Source organism: Phycisphaerae bacterium, from assembly GCA_018003015.1.
Classification (GTDB): domain Bacteria; phylum Planctomycetota; class Phycisphaerae; order UBA1845; family PWPN01; genus JAGNEZ01.
In genome coordinates, this window is sequence record JAGNEZ010000007.1 from 1 (window position 1) to 20,750 (window position 20,750).

The following is a 20,750-nucleotide window of genomic DNA, read 5'->3' on the forward strand; positions in this document are numbered from 1 at the left end:
CTCCGGCGACAACGTGCGATACATTCGTCGAATCCGTTCGATCACTGTTGCATCCTGCATCCACCCAATATCGGAACAACGCGATCGAACCTATCAACAATTGTTCAGGTTATTCTTTTGCGGGCCCATAGCTATTCTCGAGATCATCCACGAAGCCGTCCGCGTCGGAGTCCACTGACCGGACGGTGTTGTGGGCTCCGGGGCACTCGAACACCCGCAGGTTGGGTGCGTACTTGGGATAGTACAGGCCCATGTTATCGCCGCCCAGATTGTAGTAGGTGGAGGAACTCGGGCCGATATCGATCTTGGCCGGGTCCAGGGGTGGGATGTAATCCCTGTGCATGTGCGAGTACTGCATCGCTCCGAGACCCAGCTGGGCGAGGTTGTGGAGGCACACCGTTGACTGCGACACGGCCCTGGCCCGGGTCAGCGAAGGGAACAGGACCGCGATCAGCAAGGCGATGATCGCCACCACCACCAGGACTTCGATGAGGGTGAAGCCCCGCCGACAACGTCCGCTGTGCCAGATGCTGTCCCGCATGAGGCGTATCTCCCGTTTCCGTCGGACCCTCACACCGTCTCGCTCGGATCTCCCGCCTCTTCGGCCTCCAGCCAACGCAGCTGGCGGTCGAAATGCTCTCGAAGAACGCGTGTTGCCAGGGCATCATCGTGGGCGGCCGCGGCCTCGATCAGCAGCCTGTGCTCGTGCACCGTCCTGTCGATTTCTTCCTGATCGAAGTGGCGCTTGACGATGGCGTCCTCCAGGCTGGGATGGGCGAAGAAGGCCCTGAGGAGTCCGACCATATTGGACAAGAGCCGGTTTCCTGAGGCGGCCAGGAACATCTCGTGCAGCCTCAGGTCCAGCTCGATGTGGTCACCGTTGCTGCGGGTTGCGGTCTCAAACCGGCTCTGAACTTCGCGCATCCCCGCGATCTGCTCCGGGGTGACACGCTTGAGCACAAACGGCAAGGCGGCCAGTTCCAGCGCGGCTCGGGCTTCGAGGACCTCACGAAGACTGAGATCGCTGAGGAAGAACTGGGCGACGAGGGCCTCCACCACTTGCTCATAGGCGAACTCGCGCACCCTTGTCCCGCTGCGCGGGCGGGATTCCAGCAGCCCGCTGACCGAGAGGCCCTTGATCGCTTCGCGAAGGGTGGGGCGGCTGACCTTCAGCTGCCGGGCGAGGTCGTGTTCGCCGGGCAGACGATCACCAGGCTTCAACCGGTTGGCGAAGATGTAGTTCTTGACCTGGCGTACCACGTGGTCGGCTCGGGTGCCCTGCCTGCGGGTGTTCAGCTTGTTGGGGGCCTCGGCCATCGCACTCCTCTTCGCTCGAGTCGAATGTGGTGCTCGAGCCCACTCCGCCGGGGAACTGCTGAGGTCATGGTACGGGGAGCGGCCATAAGGGTCAAGAAAAAAAGGTCTATTTGTCTGACAATTGAATCGGCAGAATAGGCCCACAAGAGCATATTCTGGCCTTGATTCAGATGCTCGGGTCTGATAAGGTCCCAATTGTCAGACAAGTCGAACCTGTGGGCAATTGGATATGTCGCCTCGGTGTACCGCGGCGGAAACGGAGAGCCGAGCATGGCGTATGTTCGGATCGAAACCGACTGGAAGTACTGTGATTGCAGGGTTTTACGTCTCGAGAGCGACGAGACTCGGCTGGAGATCATGCCGGAGCTTGGTGGGAAGATCTATCGGTGGATTGACAAGCAGTCTGACCGCGACGTTCTATGGCAGCACCCCAGGCTCAAGCCCGCGGTGGTGGCCCCGGGCGGGTGTTTTGATGACCGGTTCTTTGGTGGCTGGGACGAGCAGTTTCCGAACGACATGCCGGGTTGTCATCAGGGTGAGAGCTATCCGGACCACGGAGAGTACTGGACCACGGGGTTTGACTGGCAGGTCGAGCGTACGGGTGACACGTTGACCCTGTACCTGGTGGCCGAAGGCCCGGTCACGCCCACCCGGATGGAGCGTTGGATTACGGTGACGGCAGGAAGCCGCACGACCACGCTTCGGTATCGGTTGAGCCATCTGGGGCAGCAGGCCTTCGACTACCTATGGAAGCTGCACCCGGCCCTGAATGTGGGACCTGGCTGCAGGCTGATCATTCCGGCGGAGCGGGGGCGGCTGGCGCGAGCGGGGTGCGGGCGGTTCTCTGAGACGAGGGTGGATTTCGAGTGGCCTGATGTGCCCGGGAAGGATGGCAAGCTGATTGACGCGAGCGTCATTCCGGCCGGTTCAGAGGCCTGCGGGTGGGAGATGTTCTACCTTACCCGGCTGCGAGACGGCTGGTGGGCGATTCTGGACGGCGAGAGCCGGTCTGGTTTTGGTCTGGCGTTTGACAAGACGCTGTTCAACACCGTATGGCTATTCCAGACCTTCGGCAGTTGGCGGGGTTTGAACGTGGCGGTGGTCGAACCGGCGACCGGCTACCCGGACACTCTGGCGGAGGCGTCGGCGTCCGGGCGTTTGGCCAGGCTCGAGCCGAAGCAGGTCGTCGAGACGCAGGTCACAGCCACGCTGCTGGCCGGCCGAACCGCCATCAACGGCATCTCACGGGATGGGACGGTGACATGATGGGCCGACTGCAGGGACGAGTGACGATCGTCACGGGTGCAGGTCAGGGGATCGGCGAGGCCATCGCCCGGCGTTTCGCCGAGGAAGGGGCGGCGGTCATTGGCATCGACCGGAACGTGGAGACACTCGAGGCGGTATGCGCGGCCCTGCCTGAGGCGGTGGCCTGCCCGATCGATGTCACCGATCATCAGGCTATGGAGCGGTGCTTCTCGCAGACGGTCGAGCGATTTGGTCGTATCGACGTACTGGTCAACAACGCGGCCACTTCCTATTACGTGCCGGTCGTGGAGACCACGCTCGATCAGTGGCGCGAAACGCTGGCCGTGAACCTGGAGGCCTACTTCCTGGCCGCGCAGCTTGCGGCCCGCCGGATGATCGAGCGGGGCTGTGGACGAATCATCAATGTGGCCTCGACGCAGGCGATCGCGTGTGAGCCGCTGGTCGGGGCCTACGCGGCCAGCAAGGGGGGGGTACTCGCCCTGACCCGCAGCCTGGGCGTGGAGCTGGCTCCGCACGACATTCTGGTGAACGCTGTGGTTCCGGGGTGCATTCACACGCCGATGAGCGTCATCAACGGGATTGACGAGACCCAGACGGAGTTGTTCAAGGAATGGTACGTAGGCCGCCGGAAGATCCCGCTCGGCCGGCCGGGTGAACCTCACGAAGTTGCCGGGGTGGTGCTTTTTTTGGCCTCCGACGACTGTCAGTACATGACCGGCCAGATGCTGGTCGTTGATGGAGGACTGACGATTACCTTCTGACGACCGCCCGCGCAGGCGGATGCCGAGGAAACCGATGGAGATTACCAAGATCGAATGCCATGTGGTCGTGGTTCCCGATGTCAGCCCGGAGGCCTGCAGCAGTGCCCAGGATGACATTGTGGTTTTAGTTCACACCGACGAGGGCATCACCGGAATCGGGGAAGTGGACACGAATCCCTGGGTAGCCCGGGCGATGATTGAGGCCCCGGGAACGCACTGCATGGGACTGGGTCTGCAGGAGATGCTCGTTGGGCAGAACCCGCTGACGCCGGAAGCCTTATGGGACAAGATGTACCTCGGGTCGGCGATGACCGGCCGCCGAGGGCTAGGCATCTGCGCGATGGGGGCACTGGACATGGCCTTGTGGGACATCCGTGGCAAGGCGATGGGCAAACCCTGCTGGCAATTGCTTGGCGGTGCGAAGCAGCCTTTCCTGACGCCGTACGCGTCGTTGTTGCCCACGGGGCGGACGCTCGAGGAGTACCAGCGGAATTTGGTCCAGAAGGCGATCCAGGCCAAGAACGCCGGTTTCAAGGCCGCGAAGATGGAAGTGTGTCTCCGCGGCCCGTACAGCCACAACGCGATCCAGGAGAGTAACGAGGCGATCATCGAGACGGTCGCTGCCTGCCGGGAGGCGGTCGGACCGGAGATGACCATGATGGTCGATGTGGCCTACGCCTGGTGGGATGCCAAAGAAGCCCTGGGCGTACTGGAGCGGTTGGAGAAGTACAATCTGTTCTTCCTTGAGACGCCGCTGAACATCGACGATCTGGACGGCTACGCTTTCTTGGCCGAGCGTGCCCCGTTCCGTATCGCGGCGGGCGAGTGGCAGAACACCCGTTTTGAGTTCATTGACCTGATGGACCGGGGGCGGATCGACGTTGCCCAACCGGACGTGGGGCGGGTCGGGGGGCTGACCGAGGCTCGGCGGGTGGCTGACCTAGCCGCTGTTCGTGGCCGGCTGATCGTCCCTCACTGCTGGAAGACGGGCATCGGGGTGGCTGCCTCGGCTCACCTGGCGGCGGCGACCGCGCATTGTCCGTACATCGAGTATCTTCCGCCGGAGCTGTCCGAGTCGGATCTCCGCAAGGAGCTGGCCGACGACGGACTCAAGATGGACCACGGTCGCGTGGCGTTGCCGGAGCGGCCGGGCCTGGGGATTGAGCTGAACTACGATGCTCTGCGCAGGTATCGCGCGTGATAGAGTGGCCGGCATGGCGTTGACATGCGGCGTGGCACGTACCGGGCGCAGAGCGAGCGGGCATGAGCATGGCGGACTCCACGCACGATCCCGGGCCGGAGGCGGCCGGACAGCTTCGGGCTGATGCCTTGGGCCTGCTCGGCACGGTATCGCTCACTGCGGCGTACATGGCTCCAGCCGCGTCGCTGATCGCACTTTTCGGGCCGATGGTGACCAAGGCCGGGATTGGCGTTGGGTTTGTCATGCTGCTGGGCCTGGCCGTCACCCTCCCTTCGGCGATCAGCTTCGGCGTGATGGCCCGGGAGATGCCGTCGGCCGGTGGAGTATACGCGTGGGCATCGTGCGCGCTGGGCAGGACCTTTGGCCGGTGGATCGGAATCACCACGGCGATCTACTACGTACTCACCGTCGTGTTCCCGCCGATCGTGTTCGGCCAGCTGTTCAACAACCTGCTTGACCTGGCCCATCTGCCGACCGGAAAGGGGACGTGGTTGCTGGGTGCGGGGCTGTCGATACTGATCGCCGGATTCGCGACCTATCGCGGGGTGGCGGTTTCGTCCTACCTGGCTTTTGTACTGCTCATCGTGCAGCTGGTGGTGATGAGTGCTCTGGCGTTGACCTTCGCAATCGTGGCCGGCCGGGAGCAGCATCTGAGTTGGGCGCCGTTTCTGCCTCCTGCCGGCAGCTGGTCGGGGGCGTTGCTCGCCCTGCCGATGGCCATGCTCTCGCTGATCTGCGACGCGGCCACACCGGTGTCCGAGGAGACCCGCGATGCGAAGCGGACGATTCCACTGGCCATCATTCTGACGCTGCTGGTGGTCGGCATCTGGAACGTTCTGGCGTTCGGTGCACTCGGCATGGCTTGTCCTCCTGATCGGCTCATCGATCTGTGCAGGCAATCGGTGGACAACGCGGTTCCCCCGCTGGCCGGTCTCGTCTGGGGCCGGTTCAATGTGCTGGTGACCGTGGTGGGCATGATTGCGATGATTGGAGCCCTGGTCCCGTGCTCGACGGCCGCCTCGCGTCTGCTGTTTTCGCTGGGCCGTGATGGTACGCTTCCACGGGGCCTGGCGGCGGTTCACGCCCGGTACCGCACGCCGTGGAACGCCCTGCACATCGTGTTTCTGGCTACGGCCCTGGCCATCATCCCGTTAGCTCTCATCCGCGAACCCGGCGAAGCCATTGCCTGGTGGAGCCAGGTGATTGCGTGGTTCATTATCGCCGTCTACTTCACCGCCAACCTGTGCAATTTCCTGTTTCATCTGCGATTTCGCCCGGAGCGGTTCAGTATCGCGTGGAACCTAGTTGCCCCCGCCCTGGCGGCGATCATCCAGCTGGCGGTTCTCTGGCAAGTCGTGGTTCTCGAGTTGTGGCGTGCGGGATGGATCGGCATCAGTGCCCAGTTTTTCATCGTGGTTGTCTCGGTTCTCACCGCGGGCTGGGTATACACCCTCCGCGGGTACCGACTGTCGGCGGGTTCAGGAGCATCCCCATGAGATTGCGTGCATCTTTCGCACTGGGAGCGATTTGCCTGGGTTCCCTGGTGACATTCTCGTCAGCCTTGGCGGCCGACGACACGTTCAAGGACGACTACTCATCCGGGCTGGAGCGGTGGAAACCACTGTTCGCCGACGGCGCCTGGTCGGCCCGCGAAGGCGTACTCACCAGCGCCGAACCGAGGGCCACTACCGCTCGCCTGGCCAAGATCAAGCCGGTTGCGGACGCGGTGGTTGAGACCGAGGTGCGCGTGGCCGACATTGGCCGGCGCAACTTCGGCATCGTCTTCCGGGTCACGGACGACGGCACCTGTCATGCGGTGCGGTACTACGACAGTGGCGACCGGCTGGAACTGCTCGATTTTGCGGAGGGCCGGCCGCTGGCGGAGCGGATACAGATATCCAAGACCAAGCTCGATCTGAAGGCAGGGCAATGGTACCGCCTCAAAGCGGCGGCGGTGGATGGTCAGATCGTGGCCAAGATCTGGCCCTCGGGAGCCGCGCGGGAGCCGGATTGGCAGCTTCGAGCCCAGTGCCCGGACAAGCGGGTTGGGCTGATCGGCCTGCTGGTCGATGACGGCAGCCGGATCGACTTCGGCGCCGTCCGGATCGCATGGGGTGCGGAGGTGGAGGCCATGCGGAAGCGGTCGGTGGAGGACCAGGCCGCACGACTGAAGCGGCTCGAGAATGACCTCAAGCTGCAGGTCGACATCACGCCGTTTGTCGTGAGATCGCAGGAGGGTGCCAAGCGGAGGATCCTGGTCGGCACGTTGCTCGAGGGCAAACCCGAGCCGGTCGACGGCAAGCTAGAAGCGGTGATGGGAACGATGAAACGGGCCGTTGATCTGAAGGCCGCCCAATTCGAGGGCGGGGCTTACGAGCTGCTTGTCCCGGAGCCGCAGGCCACCGCCACGCTGCAGGTGAGCTTGACCACCTCGTTCGGCAAGCGATTCGCCGATGAGCAGAAGCTCGACCCGGTGCGCCGGTGGACCTTCCACATGACCCCGCACACCCACTACGACATTGGCTTCACCGAACCGCAGCCGGAGGTCATCGAGCGGTTGAGCCGGGACATGGAAGCGGCGGTCCGGTTCTGCGACCAGACGGCTGACTGGCCGGCCGAGAGCCGCTATCGCTGGACGGTGGAGGTCAGTTCACTGTTTCGCAACTTTGCCGAACGGCACGATGAAGCACAAGTGGCCAGACTGATCGAGCTGGTCCGCCAGAATCGCATCGAGATCTGCGGGTACTACCTGAACATGCCCACCGAGCTGGTCGGCCACGAGGAACTCATCCGCTGTCTGTATTACGCCGAGGGCCTCCGCCGCCGATACGGCGTGACCATCGATACGGCGATGATCAACGACGTGCCCGGCTACGCCTGGGCGCTGCCGCAGCTGTTCAACGAGTTCGGCATCCACAGGGTGGCATTCCGGGCCAACAGCATTCGCGGCCAGTTTCTCTGGTTCAGGCCCGGGGCGGTGGAGCGTCCATTCTATTGGGAGGGTCCAGCCAGCCATAGACTCTTCGTCTGGTACACGGACAGCTATAGAGAGGGCAACTTCTTCCGGGCCCCGGGCCTGCACGAGAACGAGTTCCTGGCGATCATCCGCCGGAACGAGGCTGCGGGCACGTTCGTGGACCACATTCAGCTTCGCATGGGTGGTGACAATCTGCCGCCGGAGTTCAACACCAGCAAGAACGCACGGGCCTGGAACGACAAGTATATCTGGCCGAAGGTCGTCGTAGCCACGAACCGCGAGTATCTCGATCTGCTCGAGAGTCGGTACGGTCCCCGGTGCAAGGCGTACCGCGGCGATATTCCCAGTTGGTGGGCGGAGGGCCCGGCGAGTTCGGCCGCCGAGACCGGCATCACGCGGCTGCTTCACGACAAGCTGGTTGCCGTCGAGGCCTTGTGGACGCTTGCCCGGCTCGGCCAGCCGGAGGCGACGTACCCGGCGAAGGAGATCGAGAGGGCATATGACCGCATGATCCACTACGACGAGCACACCTGGGGAGCTTCTTGCAGCATCGACCGGCCCAAGTCTCCGGAAACGCAGGTCCAATGGCAATGGAAGGCGTCCTGTGCCTATGACGCCCAGAGACTGACCGGCGAGCTGTTTGACCGGGCTGTCCGGCACTTATCCTCCGGTGTCCCCGCCGCGGGCAAGCCCAGCGTTGCGGTGTGGAACACGCTCACTTGGGCGCGGACCGACGTGGTCGAGTTGGCCCTGGCGGGCACGCCGTTCGAGAACGCCACCGGCCTCAAGGTCACGGACACACGGAACGGCGGGCTGGTTGCCTCGCAGCTGGCCGCCGACGGCAAGACCGCATGGTTCATGGCTCGTGAGGTGCCGCCCCTGAGCCACGTCCGGTACACGATCGAGCCCGCGGAATCCGGCCGATCCGGAGCCGTCGGTCGTCCCGCGACCATCGAGAACCGCTTTTACAGACTCTCGCGGTCAGCCGACTCCGCTCTCTGGTCAGGCTGCTACGACAAGGAACTCGGTCGCGAGCTGCTCGATCGCAGGGCTCCGTTCACGATGAATCAAGCGGTTTTCGAGACGGCCATCGGCGGGCGAGCGGCCATCGATCGCAAACAGCCGGTCGAGTTCAAACGCACATCGGCCGGCAGAAACACCCTCGCCAGGAGCCAGTCGGGGCCGGTTTTCAGTGAGTGGACAACCGAGACTTCACTGCCCACCTGTCCGCGCGTCCAACAGACCGTTCGGCTGTACCACGATCTCAAGACGATCGATGTCATCAACGTGGTGGACAAACAGGAGAACTTCGATACCGAGGGGGTCTACTTCGCGTTCCCGTTTGACGTGCCCTCGCCCGACATCCGCTTCCAGATTGCGAACACGACCATGCGTCCGGGCAAGGACCAGCTCACCTACACCTGCCATGACTTTTACTCTATCCAGCACTGGGCTGACGTCGCCGGCAAGGGTTTTGGCGTCACCTGGGTACCGATCGAGGCCCCCCTGGTCGTGGCCAGCGACCTGAACGTCTACAAGTGGGCCGACACCCTGCGATTTGACAAGGGCCATCTCTACTCGCTGGTGATGAACAACTACTGGTCGACGAACTTCAAGGCCGGCCAGAGTGGCACGTTGACGTTCCGCTACCGGCTGACGTCCTATGCCGGGCAGCCAGACCCGATCCGGGCCACACATTTCGCCTGGCAGCCGTTTCATCCCTTGCAGGCGGCCTGGCTCACGAAGGAAGGCGGGGACGAACCCGAAGGCCGGCCCCCGATCGCGCTCGAAGGTGATCCGGCGATCATCAGTTGCGTCAAGATGGCCGAGGACGGCCGGTCGGTCATCGTGCGGCTGCTGGAACTCCGCGGGGCCGCGTCGCGATGTACGCTCAGGTTCGCGCTACCCGGGAAGGTGCGGGTCGCGAGGGCGTTCAAGGCTGACGCGGTCGAACGGGAGGTCGGCGATCTGCCGGTCAGCGGCAACACCGTCGGCGTCGAGCTGCGGGCCAACGAGATCGTCACCGTCGGCGTGGTGCCTCGGTGAGCTCCGGTCTTCTCCCCTCCCAACCGAGCGGACGTCATCGCCCCTCCGTCCATGCGGAAGTCGCTGGCTCGGACCGCGGGCAACCGGTAAAGCCTTGGTTCATGCGCCGGTTCCTTTCTGCGCCGTCGGTCACCGTCCGCAGGATCCAACCACGTCGTCCACGCCGCTCGAGTGCCTCCGGCCCGGCGGCCTGCCCCGCTCGCGAGCCGCGGCGATCCGCTTTGACCATCGACACTCGAGCCGCGGGGGTTTGCAGCTCGCCGAGGCCTTGCCTGTCTGCCCCTGAATTCTCGGGCGATCCGCGGGATTGTTGTGGAACCCACTCGACGCGATCATCAAGTTCCCCTAATCTGGGTGTTCAGAGATTGCCCGCGTTCAGCGTCCCCATTCACCTGAATGCAGGCACTGTACCACCGCAGACTCAATCGCTGGAAGGAGGTCCGTACATGTCGTCGGAACGCATCACCCGCCGCAAGTTCATGATCCAGGGCCGGAACGCAGGCCTGGCGTATGCCGGGGCTGCCGGCCTGGGCGCACTTGGGCAAGGCCAGGATACGGGGCAGCCGCTGGCCGCGAGACGCGAGCGCCGCAAGATCAGCCCCAACGACAAGATCCGCATCGGTCTGATCGGAGCCAACGGACAGGGCAACTGGAACCTGGATCAGCTCCTCCAGCAGCCGGATGTGGAGGTGGTCGCGGTCTGCGAAGTGTGGAAAGATCGACGTGACGCCACGCTGGCCAAGTGCGGCGGGAATGCGAAAGGCTACAACGACTTTCGAGAAGTGCTGGCCCGGGAGGACATTGACGCGGTGCTCATCGCCACGCCGCCGCATTGGCACGCGATCATGGCCGTCGCCGCTGCCGAGGCGGGCAAGGATTTCTACTGCGAGAAGCCGATGACCTTGAGCGTGGGCGAGAGTCTGGCCGTGGTGAAAGCCGCGAAGAAGAACGGTTGTGTCACCCAAGTTGGGACCCAGATCCACGCCACGCCGAACTACCGCAAGATCGTGAATATCGTGCGATCCGGCGTGCTGGGCAAGATCTGCGTTGCCCGCACGTTTCACGTTTTCAACCAGGGTCCCGAGGGCATCGGCAACGTAGCCGACACTGATCCGCCGCCCGGATTGGACTGGGACATGTGGCTGGGGCCGGGTCCCAAGCGGGGCTTCAACGCCCTCCTGGCCAAGGACTCCGCTCATCATCCCTCGTTCATGGCCTACAGCGGTGGCTGGACGCCGGGCATGGCTCCACACCTGGTGGACCTGCCCTTCTGGGCATTGGAGCTCGGTCATCCTCGGTGTGCTACGAGCTCGGGCGGGCGGTACCTGGTTCGCGATTGCGGCGACGCCTATGACTTCCAGGAGGTTCTCTGGCAGTTTCCGGGTTTCACCATGACCTGGACGACCTCGCTGATCAACAGCTTCGCGTTCGACCTCCAGGGTGGTCCCGGTCTGCACCGCCGGCGCGGCATCTACTTCCAGGGCGTGAACGGCACGATCATCGCCGACTACGAGTATCTCAAGATTGTGGAGGAATCGGGCCGGATGAAAGGGGTCAAGATTGACGAGGTGCCCAAGGTCGTCGGCGACTCGCCGGGCCACCACCGGGAGTGGCTGGACTGCATCCGCAGCCGCCAGCAGCCGAGCTGCAACGTCGGGTATCACTACAAGATTGACGTGGCCATCAACCTGGCCATGATGTCGCTCAAGCTGGGGCGGTCGGTTCAGTTCGACCCGGCCACAGAGACGATTCCGAACGACCGGGAGGCGGCCAAGCTGCTCTTCCCGCCGTATCGCGATCCGTGGCGAATGCCCGCCGAATACATGTAAGCGTGCATTCTCGAGTCTGGGCCGCACCGGTTCTGGACGCCCTCGCGGCTTGTACCGGCCGACGACGGTCGAGCGGCCACGAGTTCGAGCAGGGCGACGACCCAGGAGGCGCTGCGCCGGTGGGTCCGCGTGGCGGTTACAGAGTCAGCGGGAGGAATGGTCTATGCGACGCGTGTGTACCTGCCTGATGGCATTTGCGCTCGGTGAAACCGGGGGCTACGCGGCGGCAACCGACCTGGATGCCGGCGTGACCTCGGTGGACATTACCCCGCCGCAAGGCTGGCGTCTCTGCGGCTACTTTCATGAGCGTATCAACACCGCCACGCACGATTCGCTTCACGCCAAGGCGGCGGTCCTGCGTCAGGGCGAGACCCGGATGGCGATGGTCTTCTGCGACCTCATCGGCGTGCCGGCGGAGGTATCGTCCAAGGCCCGCATGCTGGCCAGCACGCGGACGGGCATTCCGGTTCCCCATATCGTGGTAGCCGGCACCCACAGTCACACCGGGCCGCTTTACTTTGGAGCAAGCCGCGACGACTACCATGGGCGGGCCATCGCCAGACACGGGCGGGACGTCTGCGAACCGATCGACTACGCCGCGCAGCTCGTCGAGAAGATCGCCACCGCGATCGAACGCGCCGACGCGGCGGTGCGGCCCGTGGTCCTTGAGGCCGGTCTCGCCCGGCAGGACCCTCTGCTGTCGTTCAACCGCCGTTTTCACATGAAGGACGGGACGGTCCGGTTCAATCCCGGGCAGAAGAATCCCGATATCGTGGGGCCCGCTGGTCCGATCGACCCAGACGTGGGCGTGGTGGTGCTGCGTGACAGGGGCACCAGAGCACCGCTGGCCACCCTGACCGTGCTCACCCTCCACCTGGACACAACCGGCGGCACGGAGTACTCGGCTGACTACCCCTACTACCTGGAGAAGCAGCTGAAAGGGGCGTTCGGACCGGAGTTGGCCTCGTTGTTCGGGGTTGGCTGCTGCGGCGACATCAACCACATCGACGTGAGTACGGCTGATCGCAGGAATGCGGAGGCGATCGGCACGGTCCTGGCCAAGATGGTCCAAGCCGAGATTCCACGGCTTCGACCGCTCGGCCAGGCACAGCTGGCAGCGAGGTCAGCGACGGTCGACGTACCGCTACAGCGGACCACGCCGGAGCAGGTGGCCAAGGCCAAGAGAGTGCTGGCCGAGGCCGAGGCCGGTCAGACCGCGTTCATGGAACTGGTCGAGGCCACCAAGATCCTGGACCTCCAGACGCACAAAGGTCCCACCTTGCCCCTCGAGGTGCAGGTCTTCCGCATTGGAGCGGAACTGGCGGTTGTCACCTTGCCCGGTGAAGTGTTCGTTGAACTGGGCTTGGCCATCAAGCGCGCCTCACCCTTCAAGACCACGTTGGTCATTGAGCTGGCCAACGAGTACCCTGCCTACATTCCGACGAGGAAGGCCTTGGCCGAGGGCAGCTACGAGACCGTCAATAGTCGCATCCTGCCCGGTGGAGGCGAGATGCTGGTCGATGCAGCGGTCAAACTGTTGAAGGAGTTGGCCCCGTCGGCCCCGGAGAAGCGCTGAGGATGGGCCGGAGCCGGCGATCACCCGTTGTCGGACAAGGGGGGCATGGGATGGCCTCTCTTTTTCGGCAAGAAGGATGGGGGCTCAGCCCCCGACGGGCGTAGTTCGATTGGCCGCTCCGGTCCCCTCCCTGGCCGCCTGGGCCTTGCTGAGCCGGGCCAGCAGCGTCGAATCCGGCTCGTAGCGGCCGATGTAGTGGGCGAGCGGCTGCGCGGATGACTCGTAGTAGGCCAGTTGATAGGTGTGCCAGCCGGCGAGCAGATCGCGCATTGCAGACAGCAGATCAGGGCGTTCGTCGACGAGGTTGCGCGTTTCGCCCGGATCGGCCTTGAGGTCGAACAGGTACTCCCGCACGTCGGTGAGGTCGTAGGTGTACTTGATCTTGTTGACGCACGCCACTTCCTGCCAGCGCGTGTACTGGGTCATGGAGAAGACCGGCCGTTCGCGGTCGGAGTAAGCCGGGTCCAGGATGTTGACCCCCTGCCAGCTCGGGTGGGGGGCGAAGCCGACCAGGGCGGCCACGGTCGGAGCGATGTCGATTCCGGAGACGGTGTGCGGCACTCGAGCGGGGATGGTGGCCGGCAGGCGTGGTCGGATATCCGACCCGGCGTACACGATGAGCGGGATGTGGATCATCTCCTCCCAGGTGTGCGTCCCATGGCGTGCCAGGCCGTGCTGCATGAAAGCCTCGCCATGGTCGCCGGTAATCATGATGATCGAGCGATCGAGTTGGCCCGCCTTTGCCAGGGCATCGCGGATCCGGCCGACCCAGTAGTCGGCGTAGCGCATTGCGTTGTCGTACTGGTTGCGAAGCTGGGGCACGATCTCGGCGGGAATGTGAAGGATGCCGTCGCCGTTCGAGTAAAGCGGCGGGACCGGCTGATAATGGCTGAACCAGGGTTCCGGCACCTCATAGTTGAAGTGGGGAGACTGCAGATAGAAGCCGGCGTAGAATGGACGGGGGTTGCTGCGCGCCGCCAGCCATTCCTCGAACCGCCCCACCGCAATCTTGTCGTCCATCCTCATGCAGTCGGCCTGGGCCAGGCCGCACGTATCGTGTGAGAAGTACAGATCGAAGTCCGAAGGCGGACTGAAGTGGTTGATGCGGTCGAAGCTCTCATTACCACTACTGAACATATTAAGCTGGTATCCGGCCAGCTTCAGGGCCCGAGGCAGGCCCATGAACGGGAACTCGTTGCCGAAGTAGTCGAAGCGCCGGCCGCGGAGCATGTACAGTGACGTTGTGATCGAGGTCAGGCCGCAGCTGCTGAACGAGGCCCCGGCCACGCAGTGCTCGAACAGAACGCCCCCCGCCGCCAGGGCGTCAATGTTCGGAGTGATGTCCTCCCTGGGATAGCCATAACAGTGGAGAGCCTTGGCCGAGGTCGATTCCATGAGGATGTAGATGATGTTCGGCGCAGGGTGACGCGGCTTGCCCATCAACGCCTGGTACTGCTGCTCGGTGATGACCGGCGAACCGAAGCGGGTCGGAGCCGGCCGATCGAGATCGATACCCACCAGGGCCCGAGCCAATCCGATGACTCGCAGGGGCGGCGAAGACCGGGCCAGCTCAACCAGCGCGAGGCTCGGCCTGGCGTGGAACTGCCAAGCCAGCACCACGGCGATCACCAGCACCGCCGCCGCCAGTAGCCCGATCAGACGCCCCGGCGACGAGTGGGATGGTGGCGGATCCGTCTGTCCGCGCAACTCCATCGCCCGGTGCGATCGAAGAGCGCGGCGATGGACGACGGCAACGACCAGCACCGTCAGGACGGCAGCGAGCACGAGGTAGCGGGCGGCCATGCGCCAGGCATTCTGGACGACCGCGGCGGTGTCGTGCCACAGCATGGCCAGAGCCCCGATCCCCAGAACCTCGGAAGTCTGCCAGTACAGCAGTTCGTTGAGCAAAAGCCAGAGGAAGGCCGGGGCGATCAGCGCCGTCTCGATGCCGGCGGCCACCGAGGCTCGCCTTTTCGTGGGCACCTGAGCACTGATCAGCGAGACCAGAACCGCCATGCCGCCGCCCGCGATGGCCCCGACGGTAGCAAACAAGGCAACTGCCCAGGCCAGGGCGGCCAGTCGCGTCCCTAGGGCAAGATCGCCGGCCATACGGAAGCAGGCCGTCCACGCCCCATAGAGGGCGAGGAGCATGGCGCCGTAGGCGATGCGTCGTGCGATGTACTGTTCTCCGGTCATGGGCGATTGTCCACCACGACTCACTGCCTTCAAGGTGGGCTTTTCCACCAGGCTTCTATTCTATGCGCGGCCCGCCCTGGGGCAAAACCTGAGCGTTTGTCCCGCCTGAAGCGATGGCGGGCCGTCGGGATTGCGGTTATCTTGGGTTCAGTTGTGGCGAGCGGACCCCACCGTTATGTCAGGAGGAAGCGATGATCGGACACAGGCCAGCATATCTTTGGATGGCTTTGGCGATCGCAGGGCTTGGACTCTGCCCCGCGGGCTGCGCGCTGGCGGAGACGACTGGGAAGGACGTCGCTGCGGCGGGCCAAGCGCAATGGTACAAGGGCAACACGCACACGCACAGCTGGTGGAGCGATGGCGACAGCCCGCCCGAGGTGGTCACCGCGTGGTACAAGGAGCACGGCTACCACTTCCTGGTGATGACCGACCACGGCTCGATCGACGATAGTGATCGGTGGTTCGTACCCAACAACGCCGCTCGCCAGAGAGCGGCCGCCGGGTACGAGAAGGCCTTCGGCCAGCCGTGGGTTGAGAAACGCCCCAAAGGCAAGGAGACGGAGTACCATCTCAAGACGCTGGATCAGATTCGTCAGCGATTCGGGGAACCCGGGCGGTTCCTGCTCATCACCGGCGAGGAGATCACCGATGCCTGCGGCGACAAGCCGGTCCACCTTTGCGGGATCAATCTCCGCCGGCCGATCAAGACGCAGCATGGCGACACCGTGGCCACGACCATCCAGAACAACGTCGATGCGGTGGTGGCCCAGAGTCGGAAGTTCAACACGCCCATGCTGGTACACATCAATCACCCGAACTACAAGTGGGGCATCACCGCGGAAGATCTGTTCCTGGTGAAGGGCACGAAGTTCTTCGAGATCCAGAACGGAGCCGGAGTTCGGGATGCGGGCGACCGGCTCCACACCTCTACCGAACGGGTGTGGGATATTGTTCTCGCCAAGCGACTGGGAGAGCTGGGGCTGCCCATCATGTACGGTGTGGGCACTGACGATGCGCATCGCTTCGTGGCGACGAAAACCAGCCCCGTTGCCGGCGGTCGCTCCTGGATCATGGTCCGGGCCAGGAGCCTCGAGCCCGGTGCCCTGATCGAGGCGATGAACCGAGGCGACTTCTACGCCAGCAACGGCGTGACACTGAAGGATGTCCGCTTCGAGAAGAACACGCTTGCGATTGAGATCGATCCGAAGCCCGGCGTCACCTACCGAACTCAGTTCATCGGCACACTGGCCGGCTTCAACCCGACCAGCCAGCCGGCGGACCCCAAGGACCCGAGGGCTCATCTGACCGGCAGGTACAGCCCGGAGATTGGGGAGGTTCTCAGCGAACAGTCCGGCACCCGGGTGAGCTACAGGCTCACCGGCCGGGAACTGTACGTTCGGGCGAAGGTCACGGCCGAGAATCGAACCGCCACTGCACCCTCAGCGGCGAGCAGTCGGGCGGCCTGGGTACAGCCGGTCCAGCCCGAGAGGTAGCGCCAACGAGCGTGCGACGCCTCGGCGCGGCGACGGTCGGCCTGCGGGCGAGTATCTGCCCTTCGAAGGAACGCGACCGAAGGGCGGGTGGGATGCGTGCTCGTCGAATCGAATCGGCTCAGCTCGTGCCCGGAAGTCCGCAGCGGGAACCAGCAGAACGAAATCGAACGCCAGGTCACGAATCAGGTACTTTCAGCAGCGACGCCATTGCGGAGTCGTGAAGAGACTGGCGGCCGGGCTGCTCCGGCGCAGTCGGTTCCATTGCTCCATCAGGCCGGGCGGGGCAAGCCGGTGGTGTCACACCACGGGAGTCGGCGGATTGGTGAAGGATGACCGGCTGGTGCTCGGTCCGAACCAAGGGTGCCCATCTGCGCCGGCGGCGCGAGCCATGGATATCTTGCGGGCAAGAGCCAGCCAGTGTCGGCGGCCCATCGCGGAACGATAGGTTCCCGGCGACTTCCGGGCCATCACCTCCACTCGCCCCACGGCCAGTTCGTGCATCGCCTCCACGAGGAGCCGGCCGCCAAGCACGGTGGCCTTGGCGAAGAGCGACGGGTAGGTCTCCGCGGCCACCGCGCGAAGATGCTGTCGCTTGAGAATCGGCCCGGTGTCGATTCCCTCGTCGATCAGGTGCACGGAGACCCCTATCCACTCGTGGCGATCTTCCAGAAGACCCCAGGCGATCGACTGACAGCCGCGGATATCGGGCAGGAATCCGTGGTGGACGTTCACCACTCCCTGCCGGGCAAGCTGAATCAGTGGGGAGCGGATGATGCCGGCGCCATTCTGAAACAGAACAGTCACCCCCGCGTCGCGAAGCGCCTGAAGCGACAAGTGATCATGGATGCTGTCTACCAGAACCACCCGCGGGCCCGAGTCATACTCGGAGTGTTCGCCAAGCTCGGCGAAACGACTCTCCAGGTACTGACGGATCTCCCTCTGCCGCTGCCGCTCGAACGACCAATCGAGAACCGAGGAGATGAGCGCCCGGCCACCCTTCCTCGCGACGGTCTCTGCGACCTTCTCTGCCAGACCCAGCGTGCCGCGAGACCGCGCCCGCTGTACCAGGATGATCGGCACATCGAAATGGCGAATGACCTGGTTGCCGAGGTAGAAATCGGTGATTCGGTTCTCGGTGGATGCCAGAATTCCGATTTTCATCTGATGGTCCGCTCCGGGGCTGAAAGCCGCCCGTCACGCAAGCCGCAGACCTGGGCCAGGAACACGTCTTCCGAGGTGTGCAGACCGACGCAGTGTCTCCGCAGGCCCCATACCGACGTACTCGGGGTATTGCACCCGGGCAATTCGGTGACCGCATAGGGCACGTTCAGAGCCTGGAGGCAGATGACGTCGTCGGGGCCGAAATCGCCGGCCAGACCATTGGGATAGGAGAACGGCACGCGATCGAGCCCCAGCCGAGCGGCAATTTCGGCGATGGAACGGGTGATTTCCCGTTGCCGGGTCTCGAGGTCTTCGCGTCCCAGAATCACATGATTGACCGTGTGCGAGCCGATCTCCATCCCCGCATCACGAAGGCAAGCGGCATCTTCCCACGACATCATCCGCAGCGACCGAACCGCAGCCGGGTCGATCTTCTCCATGTTTGTCGACCACAGTGGTTCGATTTCGGATTCGAGAAGCATGTGGTTGTGCTGTTTGTGAAAACCCGGGTGGGCCAGTACCGCCTGCATGAACGGGGACAGGGGCCCCTCGAGCCGTCCGCCGCGCTGCACCTGGCGAAGGAGGCGAATCCGATCGTTGGCCAGGAGACGATCCCCCCCCATGTAGCCGGTCGTCAGGAAGAAAGAGGCGCGGAAATCGCGCTGCCGGAGTATGGGCAACGCAAGCGACACGTTATCGCCAAAGCCGTCATCGAAGGTCAGGCAGACGACGGGCTCGTCCATGATCCCGCCGCGCTGACAGCGGTTGACCACCTCTCCCAGCGGGCGGACGGTACCGGAGCCGAAGCTGGCCAGGAGGTTCATCTGCCGTTCAAACTGTGACACGGTGACATAGTGCGGCGGCACCCAGGGCCGATCGGCCAGTCCGTCGGGCACCAGCCCGTGATATGCCAGGACGCGGAACTGACCGGTTGACGAACGGAATCGGTGCTTGGCCCATCCGGTTCGAATGGCCAAGGTCTCCGCGGCACGGTTGGCGAGTCTGGTCAGGCGTGCGGGCATGGAATCCTCGCGACCTTGTCGTCCATGCGTGTTTATCGGAAGCAGCCGCGACGGGCTCAACTTGCGACTGGCTGAACAGGCACGCGATCCGAATCGCCGGGCCGTCCATACCCTCGACCGATAACATCGGGCCCCTTGCCTGCTGGTGGGCCTCGGCGTCAGGGAGGTCGGGAGGACGGGGGCCGGCGGACTCGGTTGGCGCGATCCGCTTCCGTCTGCTCGGGACTGGCGAGTGAGCGACCCTTCCCCAACCGCCAGCCAGGGCGGTGAATGCGTGGCGACACCACCTGGCGGCACGAGTTCCCGGTCTATCTCGAGCCCGAGAACACGGTTCCCAACGTGCGCAGCAGAATGATCAGGTCCAGTTCCACGGACATGTGCTTCAGATACCAGAGGTCGAGCTGGAGCTTACGACGGGCGTCATCCACGCTGGCTCCGTAGCGGTAGTTGATCTGTGCCCATCCGCTCAGGCCGGGCTTGACGAGGTGCCGCTCGTTGTAGAACCGGATCTTGGTGGCCAGTTCCTGGACGAACTCCGGGCGCTCCGGGCGCGGCCCGACCACGGACATATGGCCGCGTAGGATATTCCAGAGCTGCGGCAGCTCGTCGAGTCTTGTTTTGCGGAGGTACCAGCCGATGCGTGTGATCCGCGGGTCGTCTTCCGTGGCCCAGGTGTGGCCGTTGCGTTCTGCTCCCTGCTTCATGGTGCGGAACTTGTAGAGTCGGAAGGGCCGGCCGTTGAGTCCCACGCGGCGCTGGGAGTAGAAGACCGGCCCGGCGCTGTCGATGGTGATCAGTAAGGCGATGAGCGGCCAGAATGGCAGGCTCAGCAGGAGGCCGATGGTCGCGCCGATCAGGTCGAAGACCCGCTTCATGATGAGCTGAGCTTCACGGTAGTGTTTGAGGTCGGCGAACAGGAACCAGTTGGGCTCGAGGTGGACGACGGGAACCTCGCTCATCACCTGCTCGTAGAAGGTAGCCAGGTTGGTCACTCGGCAGCCGAGTTTGAGGCATCCCAGAACGCGATCCAGGACGCGCGGGTTGCGGGCTGGTCCCGCCCCGACGACCACCTCGTCGATTTCGTGGTCGACGCAGATTTGTTCGAGATCGTCGATGGTGCCGAGCACGCGTGAATCGTCGATCTCGCGGCCGACCTCGATTGAGTCCATCGCGATGTAGCCGACCAGCCGATAGCGGCGTGACAGGGCGTCGCCATGCCGGGTGTCCTGACTGGTCAGCGAGAGTCTGGACTTGCGGTCCGTTCCCACGATCACGAATTTGCGGCTGTGGCTGTTCACGCACCAGCCCACGAACAGGCGAAGCGAAGGCCCGACGGCGAGGTAGAAGACGCCGGCCATGAACAGCACGCGTCGACTCAACTCTTCGTACAGGAAGAGGTGAATGAAGATCGAAGCCAGAATCACCGAGGCCGCGGTGCCGAGCACCGACCGAGCCAGAATTCGCGAATGACGGAGGAGGGCCTGCTGTTCATACAGACCGAAGATGAGGCTGGCGAACAGGAAGGCCCCGCTCTGGATCAGGCCGGTCTGCCACCAGGCCAGGCGCAGCCACTCGAGGCCCTGCCCCCACGCGATCATCCGGTAGCCGAGATAGACGCCCAGGTTGACCAGCATGGCGTCGAAGGCGATCCAGGCCAGCCAGGGCAGTTCCAGGAGCGTGCTGCCCACGGCGGCCAGCCAATGGCGGCGAGTGGCCGGTTCAGCCGGCTCCGTGTAGGCCAGGCGGGGATAGACTTGCCAACGATCGACGGATGCCGGCGACCGTGTCCCGACTGCCGCTGTACCCATGCCTATGGATGAGTCGAAACCCACGATCTTCTCCTTGGACTTGTTCTGGTATCGTCGCGAAGCGGACCCTGAATGAGTTATGCGGTCCCTAAAACCG

Annotated in this window: 14 protein-coding genes; 8 read left to right on the forward strand and 6 right to left on the reverse strand. The window is 64.0% G+C overall.

Features of this window, described 5'->3' with window-relative positions; all coding sequences use genetic code 11:
- Positions 1 to 109: 109 nt before the first annotated feature.
- Positions 110 to 541: a type II secretion system protein gene (locus tag KA354_04765; GenBank protein MBP7933942.1), complete on the reverse strand. Its 432-nt coding sequence runs from the start codon at positions 539 to 541 to the stop codon at positions 110 to 112.
- 29 nt (positions 542 to 570) lie between these two features.
- Positions 571 to 1,317: a FadR family transcriptional regulator gene (locus KA354_04770; protein ID MBP7933943.1), complete on the reverse strand. Its 747-nt coding sequence runs from the start codon at positions 1,315 to 1,317 to the stop codon at positions 571 to 573.
- A 270-nt stretch (positions 1,318 to 1,587) separates the two neighbouring features.
- Here KA354_04770 and KA354_04775 point away from each other — a divergent pair, with 270 nt between their 5' ends.
- The 7 genes from KA354_04775 to KA354_04805 all read left to right on the forward strand — a co-directional run bounded on the left by KA354_04775 (position 1,588) and on the right by KA354_04805 (position 12,973).
- Positions 1,588 to 2,583, forward strand: a complete 996-nt coding sequence (locus tag KA354_04775; protein ID MBP7933944.1) for a DUF5107 domain-containing protein — start codon at positions 1,588 to 1,590, stop codon at positions 2,581 to 2,583.
- Positions 2,583 to 3,344 (forward strand): SDR family oxidoreductase, encoded by a 762-nt coding sequence (locus KA354_04780; GenBank protein ID MBP7933945.1) that lies wholly within the window; start codon positions 2,583 to 2,585, stop codon positions 3,342 to 3,344. Before KA354_04775 ends, KA354_04780 begins: the two co-directional genes overlap by 1 nt.
- 34 nt (positions 3,345 to 3,378) lie before the next feature.
- A complete protein-coding gene (locus KA354_04785) occupies positions 3,379 to 4,545 on the forward strand; it encodes a mandelate racemase/muconate lactonizing enzyme family protein (protein ID MBP7933946.1) in 1,167 nt (388 codons plus the stop codon).
- A gap of 62 nt (positions 4,546 to 4,607) precedes the next feature.
- Positions 4,608 to 6,041 (forward strand): APC family permease, encoded by a 1,434-nt coding sequence (locus KA354_04790; GenBank protein MBP7933947.1) that lies wholly within the window; start codon positions 4,608 to 4,610, stop codon positions 6,039 to 6,041.
- Positions 6,038 to 9,568: a hypothetical protein gene (locus tag KA354_04795; GenBank protein ID MBP7933948.1), complete on the forward strand. Its 3,531-nt coding sequence runs from the start codon at positions 6,038 to 6,040 to the stop codon at positions 9,566 to 9,568. The genes KA354_04790 and KA354_04795 overlap by 4 nt, the downstream gene beginning before the upstream one ends.
- 446 nt (positions 9,569 to 10,014) lie before the next feature.
- Positions 10,015 to 11,397, forward strand: coding sequence for a Gfo/Idh/MocA family oxidoreductase (locus KA354_04800; GenBank protein ID MBP7933949.1), 1,383 nt, complete (start codon positions 10,015 to 10,017; stop codon positions 11,395 to 11,397).
- Between the two features lie 163 nt (positions 11,398 to 11,560).
- Complete coding sequence (locus KA354_04805; protein ID MBP7933950.1) at positions 11,561 to 12,973, forward strand: hypothetical protein; 1,413 nt, start codon at positions 11,561 to 11,563, stop codon at positions 12,971 to 12,973.
- 84 nt (positions 12,974 to 13,057) lie between these two features.
- On the opposite strand, the gene KA354_04810 is transcribed toward KA354_04805, so the two are convergent.
- Positions 13,058 to 15,169: a sulfatase gene (locus KA354_04810; protein ID MBP7933951.1), complete on the reverse strand. Its 2,112-nt coding sequence runs from the start codon at positions 15,167 to 15,169 to the stop codon at positions 13,058 to 13,060.
- Positions 15,170 to 15,390: 221 nt separating this feature from the next.
- On the opposite strand from KA354_04810, the gene KA354_04815 reads away from it, so the two are divergent.
- A complete protein-coding gene (locus KA354_04815; protein MBP7933952.1) occupies positions 15,391 to 16,662 on the forward strand; it encodes a hypothetical protein in 1,272 nt (423 codons plus the stop codon).
- 297 nt (positions 16,663 to 16,959) lie between these two features.
- Here the strand turns inward: KA354_04815 and KA354_04820 are convergent, their stop codons facing one another.
- The 3 genes from KA354_04820 to KA354_04830 all read right to left on the reverse strand — a co-directional run bounded on the left by KA354_04820 (position 16,960) and on the right by KA354_04830 (position 20,677).
- Entirely contained in the window at positions 16,960 to 17,823 is an 864-nt protein-coding gene (locus KA354_04820; GenBank protein ID MBP7933953.1) for a hypothetical protein, read from the reverse strand.
- The gene (locus tag KA354_04825; GenBank protein MBP7933954.1) at positions 17,820 to 18,845 is read right to left on the reverse strand and encodes a polysaccharide deacetylase family protein; all 1,026 of its coding nucleotides are present in this window, start codon (positions 18,843 to 18,845) and stop codon (positions 17,820 to 17,822) included. The genes KA354_04820 and KA354_04825 overlap by 4 nt, the downstream gene beginning before the upstream one ends.
- Positions 18,846 to 19,153: 308 nt before the next feature.
- Complete coding sequence (locus KA354_04830) at positions 19,154 to 20,677, reverse strand: sugar transferase (protein ID MBP7933955.1); 1,524 nt, start codon at positions 20,675 to 20,677, stop codon at positions 19,154 to 19,156.
- Positions 20,678 to 20,750 lie beyond the last annotated feature (73 nt).